At 30.6% G+C, this 15,086-nt stretch carries 16 protein-coding genes; all 16 read left to right on the top strand.

What is annotated here, in order from left to right; translation table 11 throughout:
- Positions 1–16 precede the first annotated feature (16 nt).
- Positions 17–583 (top strand): DUF6143 family protein, encoded by a 567-nt coding sequence (locus tag P3X86_RS04055; protein ID WP_483291344.1) that lies wholly within the window; start codon positions 17–19, stop codon positions 581–583.
- 249 nt (positions 584–832) lie between these two features.
- A complete protein-coding gene (locus tag P3X86_RS04050; RefSeq protein WP_483291343.1) occupies positions 833–1,297 on the top strand; it encodes a ribosome maturation factor RimP in 465 nt (154 codons plus the stop codon).
- A gap of 18 nt (positions 1,298–1,315) precedes the next feature.
- The gene (nusA, locus tag P3X86_RS04045) at positions 1,316–2,398 is read left to right on the top strand and encodes a transcription termination factor NusA (RefSeq protein WP_483291342.1); all 1,083 of its coding nucleotides are present in this window, start codon (positions 1,316–1,318) and stop codon (positions 2,396–2,398) included.
- Between the two features lie 5 nt (positions 2,399–2,403).
- Positions 2,404–2,670: an RNase P modulator RnpM gene (rnpM, locus tag P3X86_RS04040; protein WP_483291341.1), complete on the top strand. Its 267-nt coding sequence runs from the start codon at positions 2,404–2,406 to the stop codon at positions 2,668–2,670.
- Complete coding sequence (locus P3X86_RS04035) at positions 2,663–2,959, top strand: L7Ae/L30e/S12e/Gadd45 family ribosomal protein (protein WP_483291340.1); 297 nt, start codon at positions 2,663–2,665, stop codon at positions 2,957–2,959. The genes rnpM and P3X86_RS04035 overlap by 8 nt, the downstream gene beginning before the upstream one ends.
- 65 nt (positions 2,960–3,024) lie before the next feature.
- Entirely contained in the window at positions 3,025–5,067 is a 2,043-nt protein-coding gene (gene infB / locus P3X86_RS04030; protein WP_483291339.1) for a translation initiation factor IF-2, read from the top strand.
- Positions 5,068–5,106: 39 nt separating this feature from the next.
- Positions 5,107–5,484 carry a 30S ribosome-binding factor RbfA gene (gene rbfA / locus P3X86_RS04025; RefSeq protein WP_483291338.1) on the top strand — a complete coding sequence of 126 codons (378 nt, stop codon included), beginning with the start codon at positions 5,107–5,109 and terminating at the stop codon, positions 5,482–5,484.
- Complete coding sequence (locus tag P3X86_RS04020) at positions 5,468–6,421, top strand: DHH family phosphoesterase (protein WP_483291337.1); 954 nt, start codon at positions 5,468–5,470, stop codon at positions 6,419–6,421. The genes rbfA and P3X86_RS04020 overlap by 17 nt, the downstream gene beginning before the upstream one ends.
- 5 nt (positions 6,422–6,426) lie before the next feature.
- Positions 6,427–7,317 (top strand): tRNA pseudouridine(55) synthase TruB, encoded by an 891-nt coding sequence (gene truB / locus P3X86_RS04015; RefSeq protein WP_483291336.1) that lies wholly within the window; start codon positions 6,427–6,429, stop codon positions 7,315–7,317.
- A 5-nt stretch (positions 7,318–7,322) separates the two neighbouring features.
- Entirely contained in the window at positions 7,323–8,240 is a 918-nt protein-coding gene (locus P3X86_RS04010) for a bifunctional riboflavin kinase/FAD synthetase (RefSeq protein ID WP_483291335.1), read from the top strand.
- Positions 8,241–8,358: 118 nt separating this feature from the next.
- Positions 8,359–8,625, top strand: a complete 267-nt coding sequence (rpsO, locus tag P3X86_RS04005) for a 30S ribosomal protein S15 (RefSeq protein WP_483291334.1) — start codon at positions 8,359–8,361, stop codon at positions 8,623–8,625.
- A 251-nt stretch (positions 8,626–8,876) separates the two neighbouring features.
- Entirely contained in the window at positions 8,877–10,976 is a 2,100-nt protein-coding gene (locus P3X86_RS04000) for a polyribonucleotide nucleotidyltransferase (protein WP_483291333.1), read from the top strand.
- A 496-nt stretch (positions 10,977–11,472) separates the two neighbouring features.
- Positions 11,473–11,979 carry a hypothetical protein gene (locus P3X86_RS03995; protein WP_483291332.1) on the top strand — a complete coding sequence of 169 codons (507 nt, stop codon included), beginning with the start codon at positions 11,473–11,475 and terminating at the stop codon, positions 11,977–11,979.
- 37 nt (positions 11,980–12,016) lie between these two features.
- A complete protein-coding gene (locus tag P3X86_RS03990) occupies positions 12,017–13,087 on the top strand; it encodes a hypothetical protein (protein ID WP_483291331.1) in 1,071 nt (356 codons plus the stop codon).
- Between the two features lie 542 nt (positions 13,088–13,629).
- Positions 13,630–14,115: a GNAT family N-acetyltransferase gene (locus P3X86_RS03985; RefSeq protein ID WP_483291330.1), complete on the top strand. Its 486-nt coding sequence runs from the start codon at positions 13,630–13,632 to the stop codon at positions 14,113–14,115.
- Positions 14,108–14,827 (top strand): GNAT family N-acetyltransferase, encoded by a 720-nt coding sequence (locus P3X86_RS03980; RefSeq protein WP_483291329.1) that lies wholly within the window; start codon positions 14,108–14,110, stop codon positions 14,825–14,827. Before P3X86_RS03985 ends, P3X86_RS03980 begins: the two co-directional genes overlap by 8 nt.
- Positions 14,828–15,086 lie beyond the last annotated feature (259 nt).

Raw genomic sequence — 15,086 nt, 5'->3', positions numbered from 1 at the left:
GATGGTGGTGTATGTAATGGAAGAGAATAGATGTGGTTGTAGTTGCTTAAGACCTAAGCTTGTTACAAGAGTAGGAGAAGGTTATGCACAAAGTAAAAAATGTGATTATTATTATGGAGTATCAGAAAGAGTTGAGTTTGGTAAAGACTTATACTCGGCAATAGTTCTATATAACCCTAAGAAATCACGTAAAAATTTATTCTTGAATAAGCTAAGCTGTGCCAATTATTCATCAACCGCTATTAGTGTAGAAGTTTATGTTATGGCAAAAGTAGAAGGGGATCTTGAAAAATCACACAATATAGCCCTAGGAAATACAGGATGCTGTAAATGCAATAAAAATAAAGGCAAAATATTGTATGGTAATGATATAAAACTAACCGAAGGGGTTAAGGTTTATTCCAGAAGTATAAAACCTTTTGCAACATCAGATGGTTTTCCTAATGGATCAATTATCTTAGCACCGGGAACATGTAGACTATATTTATTAAAGACAATCTGCCATGCAGAAAGTGCTATAAGTGATATATCATTTGCATGGTGGGAAGAAAGTGTTCACTGCTGCCCACGAAAAGATGATTAAAAATTAATGTAAAGGGATAATATAATAAATATCAGTATATTTTTATTATAAATTTGATTTTCATAACAGAATATGATACAATATGTATTAGTGAGCATAAGAAGTTGAGAAGAAAGGAGTGGGGCTAACCTACTCCTTAATTTTATAAGTTAATCAAGACTTTATTTATAGAAGAACTTAATAATCTTCTATGAATAACACTGATCTTAAGAGAAAAAAATAAATACAATACACATGGAGGTGAAGTAAATGAAAAAACATGACATAATACAGTTAGTAAAAGATTTAGTCATAAATATATTAGAGGGCACAGAATTTTTTCTAGTAGATGTTGATTTTGTCAAAGAAGGAGCATATACATATCTTAGAGTATTTGTAGACAAACCCGGTGGTATTAATATTGACGAGTGTGAGCAAATTAGCAAAAAGCTAAGTGGTGAGCTTGATGAAAAAGACCCTATAGACATAAATTATTTCTTAGAAGTATCATCCCCGGGAATAGATAGACCATTTAAAACAGACGAGGACTTCCAGAAAAATTTAGAGGAATATGTTGAGGTAAGTTTGTATAAATCTATAAATGGTAGTAAAAAATTGGTAGGTAAATTATTAAAATTTGATGCTAACACAGTTACAATACAAGAAGATGATAGTGAGCCTTTAGAATTACAAAGGGATCAGATATCAAAAATAAATTTAGCAATATTTATATAATGGGGAGGTAAATTTAAAATGAGAGCTGAGTTTATTCAGGCTTTAGATGAAATTGAAAAGCAGAAGGGTATAGCTAAAGAGATACTTATTAGCGCTATAGAAGCAGCATTAATAACAGCATATAAAAGAAACTTTGGATCATCTAGCAATGTTGAAGTTATAATAAATAATGAAACAGGAGATGTAAAAGTTTACGCAAAGAAAATAGTAGTAGAAGAGGTTGAAGATGAATTATTAGAGATATCATTAAAAAACGCAAAAGAGATAGATAGTGTGTATGAATTAGAAGATGTAGTTAATGTAGAGGTAACTCCAAGAAATTTTGGTAGAATAGCAGCACAAACAGCTAAGCAAGTAGTAGTTCAAAGAATTAGAGAAGCAGAAAGAGAAATAATCTATGATTATTTTATTAACAAAGAAACAGAAATCATTACAGGTACAGTTCAAAGAATTAACAAGAACAATGTAATGATAAATCTAGGCAAAATAGAAGGAGTATTGCTTCCAAGTGAACAGATTAGAAATGATGTTTACAAACAAGGAGATAGGGTAAAAGCATATGTATTAGAAGTAAAAAAGACAACAAAAGGTCCTCAAATCCTTCTTTCTAGAACACATCCTGGTTTTGTAAGAAGATTATTTGAACTAGAAGTCCCAGAGATACACGAAGGAATAGTAGATATATATAGCATATCTAGAGAAGCAGGTTCAAGAACAAAAATAGCAGTATATTCAAACGATGAAACAGTTGATTCAGTTGGAGCTTGTGTAGGACATAAAGGATTAAGAGTAAAATCAATAGTTGACGAATTAAGAGGAGAAAAAATTGATATAATAACTTGGAGTAAAGATATAAAAGAGTTTATAACAAATAGTTTATCTCCAGCAAAAGTAGTAAGCGTAAAAATAGTGGATGAAAAAGAAAAATCAGCATCAGTAGTAGTTCCTGACTATCAGCTTTCACTAGCAATAGGTAAAGAAGGTCAAAATGCTAGACTAGCAGCAAAACTAACAGGATGGAAGATTGATATAAAGAGTGAAAGCCAAGCAAGAGAAAATATAGGTGAAAGTATTATAGAAGATATAGAAGTAACGGAGTGATGCATGTGAAAAATAGAAAAGTACCACTAAGAAAATGCGTTATATGTGGAGAAAGAAAAGATAAAAGAGATTTAATAAGAGTAGTCAAAAATAAAGAAAACGAAGTATTTATAGATCTGACAGGGAAAGCTAATGGTAGAGGAGCTTATATTTGCAGAAATAAAGAATGCTTAGAAAAAGAAATAAAATCAAAAAGGCTAAAAAACAACTTAGGCTCGAATATTTCTGAGGAGACGTATGAAGAGCTAAGAAGGGAAATAGATAATGAATAACAAATTCTACTCAATGCTAGGAATAGGTAAAAAAGCAGGATATTTGAAAGCTGGCGAGACACCAAGTGTAGACGCAATAAAGAAAAGAAAAGGCTATATGTTAATAATAGCAGAAGATGCATCCGATAATACAAAAAGCAAATTCATAAAGCTTTCTAAAAAGTACGATATAGAGCATCATATCATCGGCAGCAAAGAATTACTAGGCCATAGCATTGGTAAAGATTTAATATCAACTATAGTTGTATGTAATGAGCAATACTCAAACGCTCTAAAAAAGCTACTATAGTACAGGCATAAATTATCCTAAAGATTAGGATAATTCCTTAAAAATTTAGGGGGTGGAACAGATATATGACCAAAAAAAGAATATATCAAATAGCGAAAGAATTAGATATAAGTAGTAAAGAGTTAATCAAAAACTTAAAAGATATGGATGTCGAAGTTAATAATCATATGAGCACAGTAGATGATGAGACATTAGAGATTATACATCAATTATTTACAGAACAAGAATCGGCAGTAGAAGAGGAGACGAAAACAATAGATAAAAAAGAGAATACAAAAAACAAAAAAGAAGAGAAAAAAGCACCAAAAAAAGAAACTAAAAAAGAAAACAAAAGAGAAACAGTAAAAGAAGAGAAGAAAGAAAATGAAATAGAAATGGGCGATACAATAATAGTAAAAGACTTTGCCGAGCTATTAAACATTAGCCCAACACAACTAATAGGTAAATTAATGGCACTAGGAGTAATGGCTAGTGTTAATCAAGATATAGATTTTGATACAGCATCAATAATAGGAGAAGAGTACGGATTTAGCATAGTACAAACTCAGGAAGACGAAGAGGAACTAAACGAGTTAGACTTTGAAGATGATGAGAAGGATCTAAAACCAAGACCACCAGTAGTGACAGTAATGGGTCACGTTGACCATGGTAAAACATCTTTATTAGATTATATTAGAAGTTCACATATAGCTAACAAAGAAGCAGGTGGAATTACACAGCACATAGGAGCTTCAACAGTTAGAATCAACGGTAAGAAAATAGTATTTTTAGATACTCCAGGGCATGAGGCTTTTACGTCTATGAGAGCCAGAGGAGCACAAATTACAGATATAGCAATACTAGTAGTAGCTGCAGACGACGGAGTAATGCCACAGACAATTGAGGCAATAAACCATGCAAAAGCAGCAGGAGTACCAATAATAGTAGCAATAAACAAAATAGACAAAGAAGGCGCGAATCCAGATAGAGTAATACAAGAGCTAGCAGAGCAAGGATTAGTATCAGAAGACTGGGGTGGAGATACAATAATGGTTCCAGTTTCAGCTTTAAAGGGTCAGGGAGTAGAAGAACTCTTAGAGATGATTACACTAGTAGCAGAGATGCTAGAGTTAAAAGCAAATCCAAATAGAAGAGCAGTAGGAACAGTAATAGAGGCAGAGCTTCACAAAGGAAAAGGATCGCTAGCGACAGTACTAATACAAAAGGGAACACTTAGAGTATCAGATGCTTTTGTAGCAGGAGCTGCTAGTGGTAAAATAAGAGCAATGCTAGACGAAAAAGGTAAAAAAGTAAAAAAAGCAGGACCGTCAACAGCAGTAGAGATTATGGGTCTTTCAGAAGTTCCAGATGCAGGAGAAATTTTTTATGTAGTAGATGATGAAAAAATAGCAAGAAACATAGCAGAAAAGAGAAAACAAAAATTAAGAGATGAAAGAAATAAATCTAGACAAGTAGTTTCATTAGATGATTTATTTACTCAAATACAATCAGGTCAGATAAAAGACTTGAACATAATCTTAAAAGCAGATGTAAAAGGTTCAATAGAAGCAGTGAGACAATCACTAGAAAAATTAAGCAATGAAGAAGTTAAAGTTAGAATAATCCATGGTGGAGTTGGAGCAATAACAGAAAGTGATATAATGCTTGCAACAGCTTCAAATGCGATAGTAATAGGCTTCAACGTAAGACCTACGATATCAGCTATGAGTGTAGCTAAGACAGAAGAAGTAGATGTTAGAACATATAGAATAATTTATAAAGCAATAGAAGATATACAAGATGCCATAACTGGTATGCTAGAGCCAGAATTTAAAGAAGTTGCAATAGGTAGAGCAGAGATAAGAGCTACATTTAAAGTTCCAAACATCGGATTAATAGCGGGTGTTTACGTAATAGATGGTAAAATTACTAGAAATGCTAACCTAAGATTACTAAGAGATAATATAGTAATACATGAAGGCGAAATAGGATCATTAAAGAGATTCAAAGATGATGTGAAAGAACTTGCAACAGGCTATGAAGGTGGAATAGGCATCAAAAACTTTAATGACGTTAAAGAAGGCGATGTAATAGAGGCTTTTGTAATAGAAGAAATTAAAAGAAAATAATGTTTATAGTAAACACAGTTGAAAGAGGTGAACTTGTATATGAGTTCAAATAGTAGATTAGGAAGAATCTCAGAAGAGATTAAGAAGATAATAAGCACCTTAATTAGAACACAGCTCAAAGACCCTAGAATAGCACCAATGACAAGTATAGTAGAAGTATCAGTAACTAGAGATATGAGATATGCCAAAGTGTATGTGTCAGTCTTTGGGAGTGAAAAAGAGAGAAAGCATACAATAGAAGCACTAAAAAAAGCATCAGGCTTTATGAGAAGAGAAATAGGGAAAAAAATCAAACTTAAATATATACCAGAAATTGAAATACATTTAGATAAATCTATAGAAAATGGTATATACATGAACCAATTAATAGAAAAAGTTAAAAAGCAAGAAAGCAAAAAAAATGATGAAGATGTTTAAAAAACAAGTGGGCCATTTTACAAAAAAGCTTAATGAAGCAGGTAAAATAGGTTTAATATCACATATAAAACCAGACGGAGATAATATAGGATCATTACTTTCGCTAGGGACAGCACTTAAAGAGCTTTATAAAGGCAAAGTAGACATACTAAAAAGTGATGATATACCATCTAAATATGATTTTTTATCAAATTATAGTAGTGTGATTCCTCCAGAGGAGCACAGTCGTTATGATGTAATGATAGTACTTGACTGTGGAGATGAAAAAAGGATAGGGAAATACGAGTATCTATTAGATAACTCTTTTGTAATAAATATAGACCATCATATAAGTAATACAGACTTTGGTGATTTAAACATTGTATTTAGAAAAGCTAGTTCAACAGGAGAGATAGTTTATAAAATATTAAAAGAAATGCAATTTGATATAAATATAGAAATAGCAACATCCATATATGTTGCTATTTCAACAGATACAGGCAGTTTTAAATACGACAATACAACAAAAGAGACACACATGATAGCTGGAGAGCTACTAGGAAAAGGAATAGATTTAAATCAGATAACAAAAAGGGTATATCAAAGCGTAAAACTAGAAGAGGCATTATACTTTATAAACACACTAAAAAATATAGAATTCTATTATAATAATAAACTAGCTATAGTGACAAATGACGATGAATTACAGGTAGTTACAGAAGGAATAGTTGAGTATGCTAGAGATATTGATACAGTTGAAGTAGCTTGTCATATTAAGAAAATAGGAGAAAATAAAGTTAAAGCAAGTCTCAGATCAAAGAGTTTTGTAGATGTGGCAAAAATAGCACAGAAATTTGGTGGTGGAGGCCATATAAGAGCTGCTGGATGTACTATAGAATCCTCAGTAGAAGTAGCAAAACAAAATATAATATCAGAGATGAAAAATGTGCTAGGGTGATAGATATGGATGGAATATTAAATGTTTTTAAACCTACAGGGATGACATCACATGATGTAGTTAGCTTTATAAGAAGAGTAGCTCACCAAAAAAAAGTTGGACATACAGGTACACTTGATCCAAATGCAGTAGGAGTATTACCAATATGTCTAGGGAGAGCTACAAAAGTGGCTCAGTTTTTATCAGACGATAAAAAAAGTTATAGATGTGAAGTTGTATTAGGTAAGCAAACAGATACACAAGATAGATATGGAAAAGTCATAAATATATCAGACAAAACAGTAACCGTAGAAGAATTTGCTGGAGCAATAAACAGTTTTATTGGTCAAATAAAGCAAATTCCACCAATGTATTCAGCATTGAAGAAAGATGGAAAAAAGCTATACGAACTAGCCAGAGAAGGGAAAAGTGTGGATGTACAAGCTAGAGATATATATATTTACAAAATAGAAATAATCCACATAAATAACACAAAGGCTATATTTGATGTAGAATGTTCCAAAGGTACATATGTGAGAACATTATGTAATGATATCGGTGAAAAATTAGGAACATATGGATACATGAACTTTTTGCTACGCTCTAAAGTGGGAGTATTTAAGCACTGCACTGCAAAAACACTAGAAGAAATAGAGCAAATAGCAAATAATGGTGAGCTAGAGTCATTACTAAAACCAATAGATTATGTTTTATATACTACTCCAAAGTTATATATTCACGACAAATATTTTACAAATATAATAAATGGGGTAAAAATAAGGATTTACGATAAAAAATATAGTGAAGATATATTATATAGAGTTTATTGTAAAGGAACTTTCATAGGAATAGGTAAAATAAATTTAAAAGATAACATAAGAAAACTAAAAATGCAAAAAGTTTTCATAAAAAGGTGATAGATGTGCAACTTTATGTGAATGACAATACAAAAATAAAAGAAAAAGTAGCTATAGCATTAGGAAACTTTGATGGTCTACATATAGGACATCAAAAACTAATAAATATAATGAAGCAAAAAAGTGAAGAGTTAGGACTAAAAAGCATGGTCTTTACTTTTCTTACCAACACAAAGACAGTCTTAGATAAAGATAACAATATAGAACTATTAATGGATAATACACAAAAAGAAAAAGAACTAAAAAAAATGGGCATAGATTATCTATGTATGATAGACTTTAGCCAAGATATAATGAAGCTATCACCAGAGGAATTTATCAAAAAAATATTGATAGACAGATTCAACGTCAAGCTTATAACAATAGGGTTTAACTATAGATTTGGTTATAAGGGGCAAGGAGATGTTGATACACTAAAAGAAATTGCCAAAAAATATGGCATAGAAGTAATAGTAGTATCACCAGTCAAATGTAAATCAGGGCAAATAATTAGCAGTACTTATATAAGAAAGCTAATAAAAGATGGAAACATAAGTACAGCAAACATACTACTAGGTAGGAATTTTACGTTAAAAGGAAAAGTGCTAAAGGGGAAAACATTAGGCAAAAAGCTAGGTTTTCCAACGGCCAATATAAAAATCAACAAATCTATAATACCAAAACTAGGAGTTTATAAAACAAGAGTATTATATAACTCTAAAGAGTATAACGGTATTACTAATATTGGATTAACTCCTACATTTGATGGAAAAGAATTAGTAGTAGAAACACATTTACTAGGGTTTAATGAAGACATATATGGTAAAGATATAAGTGTAGAGCTTATTGATTTTATAAGACCAGAGAAAAAATTTAAATCAAAAGAAGAACTAATAACTCAAATAAGAAAAGATATAAGCAATTTATCAAATATAATTCATTAACAGGGTTTACATTAATATATGGTTATGATAAAATAAGTTGTAATTTCCTTTTGCTCTGTATTTAGTTACCTCGGCTGATACATGGCTTTAGGAGTATGTAGAATATAGGAGGTATGACATGATTAATAATGAAAAGAAATTAGAAATTATCGACCAGTATAAAACACACGAAGGAGATACTGGTTCACCAGAAGTTCAAGTAGCTTTATTAACTTACAGAATCAATGATTTAAACGAGCATTTAAAAGTGCACAAAAAAGACCATCACTCAAGAAGAGGTCTATTAAAAATGGTAGGTAAGAGAAAAGGCTTCTTAAAATACTTAAAAGCTAAAGACATCGTTAGATATCGTGAATTAATAGCAAGACTTGGATTAAGAAAATAATTTGGAGCGGGGATTACCCGCTCTATTATTATAATGATAGCTTATATTGCATTATAAATACATACATAAATGGATAACATAATAATGTATGACAGTCTGTATTATTCATATGATTTTGAATAATATACTATATATTTTGATAGGAATAGTATAATATTCAAATTTTTATGATGATACGGACAGAAGGCTAAGCGTATTTAATCCAAGGCTAATTCATAAAATAAGAAATAAGATAACTAAAGGAGGTTATTATGGAAAAGAATTTCGAGTTTTCCATTGGAGGAAGAAAACTTACAGTAACAACAGGAAAAGTTTGTGAACAGGCAAATGGTTCTTGTCTAGTTAGATATGGAGATACTGTTGTTATGGTAAATGCTACAGCATCAAAAGAACCAAGAGATGGAATAGACTTTTTCCCATTAAGCGTAGAATTCCAGGAGAAATTGTATGCAGTAGGTAAAATACCTGGTGGATTTATAAAAAGAGAAGGAAAGCCAAGCGATAAATCAGTATTAACATCGAGACTGATAGACAGACCACTTAGACCATTATTTCCAAAGGGATTTAGAAATGATGTTCAAGTTGTAGCAACAGTATTATCAGTAGATCAAGATTGCTTACCAGACGTAGTAGCGATGGTGGGTTCATCAATAGCGCTAAGCATATCAGATATACCGTTTGATGGGCCAACAGGTGCAGTAAATATAGGATTAATAGATGATGAATTCATACTAAATCCAACAAAAGATCAAACAGAAAAATCAGACCTACATTTAACAGTAGCAGGAACAAAAGATGCAGTAATGATGGTAGAAGCAGGATCAAATGAGATATCAGAGCAAAAGATGCTAGATGCTATATTATATGCACACGAGGAAATCAAAAAAATATGTGACTTTGTAAATACGATAAAAGAAGAAGTAGGAAAAGAAAAGTTAGAAGTTAAACTATTTAAAGTTGACGAGCAAATAGAAAGCGAAATAATAGAGTTTGCATCAGAAAAACTTATAGATGCAATAAAGACAGAAGAAAAGCAAGAGAGAATAGATAATATAGACAAAGTGAAAGAAGAAGTGAAAGAAGTATTTTTAGAGAAATATCCAGATAACAAAATAGATATCAATGAGACACTGAACTCTATGCTTAAAAAAGAAGTTCGTAAAATGATTACAGTAGATAAAATACGACCAGACAATAGAGAGCTTGATGAGATAAGAAAGATAACATGTGAAGTTGGTCTACTTCCAAGAACACATGGCTCTGGGTTATTTACAAGAGGTCAAACACAAGCATTAACAATAGCAACATTAGGAGCACCAGGAGATGTACAGATACTAGATGGACTAAATGACAAAGAAGAAAAGAAAAGATATATGCACCACTACAACTTCCCACCTTATTGTGTAGGAGATGCAAGACCTATGAGAGGACCAGGTAGAAGGGAAATAGGACATGGAGCATTAGCAGAAAGAGCATTAGTTCCAGTATTACCATCAGAAGGTGATTTCCCATATACAATAAGATTAGTATCAGAGGTTCTTAGCTCAAACGGTTCATCATCACAAGCAAGTGTATGTGGTAGTACATTAGCACTATTAGATGCAGGAGTACCAATCAAGGACCCAGTAGCAGGTATAGCAATGGGACTTATAAAGCAAGAAGATAATGTAAGTATACTATCAGATATACAAGGACTTGAAGATTTCCTTGGAGATATGGATTTCAAAGTAGCAGGAACAAAAGATGGAATTACAGCGATCCAAATGGATATAAAGATACACGGAATAGACAAAGCTATACTAACAGAAGCATTAGAAAAAGCCAGAGTAGGTAGATTGTTTATACTAGATAGAATGAACGAAGTAATAAGTACTCCAAGAGAAGAATTATCAGAATATGCTCCAAGAATATTTACAATGGAAATTAACCCAGAAAAGATTAGAGAGGTTATAGGAGCAGGAGGAAAAACAATAAACAAGATAATAGATGAAACAGGAGTAAAAATCGACATAGAAGATGATGGAAAAGTTACAATATCTACAAACGATGCAGCAGGTGGTAAAAGAGCAGTAGAGTTAATAGAGAACATAGTAAAAGATATAGAAATAGGCGAGGTTTATCTAGCTAAAGTTGTTAGAATAACAACATTTGGGGCTTTCTGTGAATTACAACCAGGTAAAGAAGGATTGATTCACATTTCAAATATAGCAAAAGAGAGAATCAAAAAAGTAGAAGATGTGCTTAGCGTAGGAGATGAAGTATTAGTAAAAGTAACACAAATAGATAATCAAGGTAGAATAAATCTTTCAAGAAAAGATGCATTACCAAAAGAAGAAGATAAAAAGGCATAAACCCTCAAGGTTTACGCTTTTTTTATAAATAACTATAAATAAGAGACGTCAATGTTTTAGTTTTATTTCATTAATCGTTTATAGACTCTAAAATACATCAAATAAATTTACAGTATTTGAAGAGAAAAAATATTATTAATTTTAATGACAATCAGATGTTTTTTCTTGGTTGTTATTTTAAGTTCCATAATTTATGAGTTTGGATAAGTTAAGATATTCAGGTTGAAAAGACCTGAATATTTCTATATAAATATGTTTTTTCTTAGTAAGTATATCTGTATTCTTTAAAACAATCAATGAATATTAAAGCCACAAGATTCAAGTAAATCAAAACTGTGGATTGAAAAATATATAAGGTGAGTATATAATTATTTTAGAAAGTTTTGGATTAAACAAACTCTAATAGTTGCAATTATAGGTATAGTATATAAGACTAGATATAGATTATATTTTTACTACAATATATGAGAGATTAATAAATAAAGGAGGCAAAACATTGAGCACTAAAAAATCTATAATGATAATAGTGTCAATAATAACCATGCTTGTAGGTATTAAATACATAGATAACATATATGAAACAAAAGATACTATAGTTATAGATAAAAAATTACATAAAACAGTACAAGATTATCTAGATTATAAAATACGTAAACCATTAGATGGAGGAAAAGTGTTAACCGCATATACTATCTATGGTGCAAAAGGCAATGAAATTTATCTGTCAGCTGTATTTAAAGAATTTTATAAATTAAGTGACGAAATAAAAGAAACACATGGATTAATGACAGAGTTAGTATTAATAGGAGAGAAAACAAATAACGGAGTAGTTATAACAAATTATAGAATGCCTCCTGATGGAATAGGTTATGGGAAGGCATTAGCTAGATGGTTTTCAAAAGAAGCATATGAAAAATACCAACAAGAAGATAGTGTGGATAGTAAAAGAAGAGAAAAAGAATTAGACAAAAGGGCAACTAAATGGTTTAAATTTTCACAATAGACGTGGATTTATAGCAATAACACTAGGAGGATAAATGATGATAGATATATACAATAAAGTTAGTAAAAAAATAGAGTTAATAGACTTTGATGAACTGTGGAAAGGGTTTGAAAAGACTGATTTTGCACTTTATGATGATAAAATAGTTGTAATGAAAGATAAAGAAATTCCAGTAGACGATAGGTTCATTGGTAATACAGCGATTGAATATGAAGAGGAGTTATTAGCAATATGGAAAATTCACGATAAAGAAGAAGTAGATATTGATAGGATGGCGTCCCTTATAGTACATGAAATGTTCCATGCTTTTCAATATAGTAGTAAACTAAAAATAACAGTAAATGATTTTGATAAATTAAAATATCCATTAAACAAAGATAACTATAGATTACTTTATGAAGAAAGAAGATATTTAGTTAATGCATTTAAAACTGATAATATAGAAGAAAAGAGACACTATTTAAAAAAGTACATAGATATTAGAAATAGCAGAAAAAAGATAATTAAAGGTATTTTTAATTATGAAATACAGATGGAAACTTTAGAGGGACAGGCTACCGCAGTGGAATTAAAGACATTAAAACTGCTGTCTAGACAAAAATACGAAAAAGAAGTAAGTTACATTTGTGAAATATTAAGCTGTATAAATGAAAAACTATTTGATATAAGGAGAGCATCGTATTTAACAGGGGCATTGTTAATATTAATTGCAGAGGAGTTAGGTATAAAAATAGAACAAGATTTAAGTAAGAGTGTATATCTATATAATGACATTAGTAAATTTGATTACAATATAGAAAAAGGAATAAAACTTGATACGGGGTTTGATGAAGCTGAATTTAAAAAAGAGTATGATAACTATGTAAATGAAATTAAAAATAAGATAGACTCCATACTAAATCAAGATAACGCTAAAACAATAACAGGTAAATTTAAAATAGTACTTTATGATCCTATGAATATGGCTAGGTATAATAAATATATATATCATAGTTTAGTAGCAGTAAAAGAAGGAAAAGAAGTAACAACAATAAAGAAGCCATGTGTGACAATAATCTCAGATAAAGATGATTATAGAAACTGTGAGAATATTATTATGGGAGAATAATAGTTTTATGTATCTTGAGCTTCTGAGAGATAAACTAAAACAATTTGCTAAACAAACCATAAATTATAAAATTTGGTAGATTTAGAAGTGTAAAGATACTTAACTCATTGGTGATGGGGAAATCAAAGATAATCTAAAACCAACAAAGAAGCATATCCGTTTTTTGGAGAAGCGACTTTAGAGGACTTGTTTCTACAAAGCTTCTACATAATATAAAGGAACAAGTTCTATATAGAGTCCGTAAGAAATTAGGATATGATAGTACCAATAGGTAGTGAACTTTCTTGAACTATATATTTTTATCTTACAAAGCATTACCTCAAAAGAGATATTAATCAATTACCTAGAAGCTGAGATTGTTTATCGACAGCGACATTGAAAGCTGTGATTTAACATTAGTATAATAATTCACAGATTACTCCGAGCAAGAAAAACAATCAAAAAGCTTAACCAATAAATTAATGAATAACCACAAGTATCCCGCAAAGCATTACTAAAAAAGAGCTACCAAAAAGTAACTAATAAGCAAGGGGGCGATACATATGACTAAAACGATAACACAATCAACATTTACAGAAAAACATGCAAAAACAGTATGCACATGGAAATACGATAAAGAATTTTCAGTATATGATCTGCCTAATTGGAATATATCAGTAAATAAAAATTTTGGATTGACAAAAGAAGAAATAAGAAAAGAACAATTTCTCGCATTTGAGGCTAGTAATGAACTAATTGCCTTTGGTAGAATTGTACGAAAGAATGGCAAGGTATCTATAGGAATAGGGATAAAGCCAAATTTCTGTGGACAAGGCTTAGGAAAAACTATAATGAAATCAATACTAAAAGAGGCGGAAAAACGATATCCTGATGATGTTATAAGTTTAGAAGTAAGAGCTTTTAATAAAAGAGCTACAAAATGCTATACTGGTGTAGGTTTCAAGGTAAAAAAAGAATACACAAAAAATAACTTTAATGGAGAAAAAGATCAATTTATTTATATGGAATGGGAGAGAATACATGAATAAGACAGAGACTATGAATACAGTCAAAGAAATACTAGCTAAAAAAGGTGGATATAACAAAGAAGTATTTGATGAAGACAAAAACATATTCATAAAATCATCCAAAACATTTTTTAATATTGTATCGTTTGGTAAGAATGCAGTATTCATATTAGATAAGAGTATATATAATTGGGCGATTAAGCAATTTGTAAATATAGAAGCTAAAAGAGTAATGGATGGAGAAAATCTACATATCATAGAATCTAAGCTAAGAGAATATAATAAAAAACTAGCAGGAGAACACTTAAGATATTTATTTGCAAATAATGAGGAAACTAATGTATTTAAACCAACTGGTTTTAAATATAAGCTATTCAAGAAAGAAGATATGAAAAATTTATACGAAAACAAAGGCTTTGAAAATGCACTAAATTACAAAAACGATGTGATAGCATTGGGTGCATTTATAGAAAATAAACTAGTGGCATTAGCTGGAGCAGATGATTACTATGATGATTTATGGCAAATTGGAATAGATACATTGCCTTCATATAGAAAACAAGGGGTAGCAACATACCTAGTTAGAAGCTTAGCAAAAGAAATACATAGCCTCGGTAAAATACCGTATTATACAACATGGAGTGCAAATATTCCATCTATGAAAATAGCACTAAAAACTGGATTTACTCCTACATGGATAGAGTACTTTGCAGTTGACACAGATAAGAGATAGTATAAGGAGTTAAGTATGGTATGAAGTTAGTAGGAGATTAAAGAGTTCATAGAACAAAGAAATACTACATGTGAAATTAGACGATAAATATAACAAAAAATATGTTATATTTTTAATGATACAAGATGATATAGCACGGAATACAAAAGAATAGAATTTATAATTGGTATGACAAATCATAGGAGAATGGTGATTTGTACTTCCTAAATTATATATAAAGATATTAACGTTAAATAAGCAAATACAAGGAATAGCTTCA

It is taken from the genome of Abyssisolibacter sp. ZYX002 (assembly GCF_056892235.1).
Note: the sequence above shows the minus strand (reverse complement) of the source record. Positions and strands in the feature narration are given on the sequence as shown.

Excerpts from the sequence above, each read along its gene's own strand:
- P3X86_RS04055 (WP_483291344.1), top strand. The coding sequence starts at position 17 with ATGGAAGAGAATAGATGTGGTTGTAGTTGCTTAAGACCTAAGCTTGTT.
- P3X86_RS04050 (WP_483291343.1), top strand. The coding sequence starts at position 833 with ATGAAAAAACATGACATAATACAGTTAGTAAAAGATTTAGTCATAAAT.
- nusA (WP_483291342.1), top strand. The coding sequence starts at position 1,316 with ATGAGAGCTGAGTTTATTCAGGCTTTAGATGAAATTGAAAAGCAGAAG.
- P3X86_RS04035 (WP_483291340.1), top strand. The coding sequence starts at position 2,663 with ATGAATAACAAATTCTACTCAATGCTAGGAATAGGTAAAAAAGCAGGA.
- infB (WP_483291339.1), top strand. The coding sequence starts at position 3,025 with ATGACCAAAAAAAGAATATATCAAATAGCGAAAGAATTAGATATAAGT.
- rbfA (WP_483291338.1), top strand. The coding sequence starts at position 5,107 with ATGAGTTCAAATAGTAGATTAGGAAGAATCTCAGAAGAGATTAAGAAG.
- P3X86_RS04020 (WP_483291337.1), top strand. The coding sequence starts at position 5,468 with ATGATGAAGATGTTTAAAAAACAAGTGGGCCATTTTACAAAAAAGCTT.
- truB (WP_483291336.1), top strand. The coding sequence starts at position 6,427 with ATGGATGGAATATTAAATGTTTTTAAACCTACAGGGATGACATCACAT.
- rpsO (WP_483291334.1), top strand. The coding sequence starts at position 8,359 with ATGATTAATAATGAAAAGAAATTAGAAATTATCGACCAGTATAAAACA.
- P3X86_RS04000 (WP_483291333.1), top strand. The coding sequence starts at position 8,877 with ATGGAAAAGAATTTCGAGTTTTCCATTGGAGGAAGAAAACTTACAGTA.
- P3X86_RS03990 (WP_483291331.1), top strand. The coding sequence starts at position 12,017 with ATGATAGATATATACAATAAAGTTAGTAAAAAAATAGAGTTAATAGAC.
- P3X86_RS03985 (WP_483291330.1), top strand. The coding sequence starts at position 13,630 with ATGACTAAAACGATAACACAATCAACATTTACAGAAAAACATGCAAAA.
- P3X86_RS03980 (WP_483291329.1), top strand. The coding sequence starts at position 14,108 with ATGAATAAGACAGAGACTATGAATACAGTCAAAGAAATACTAGCTAAA.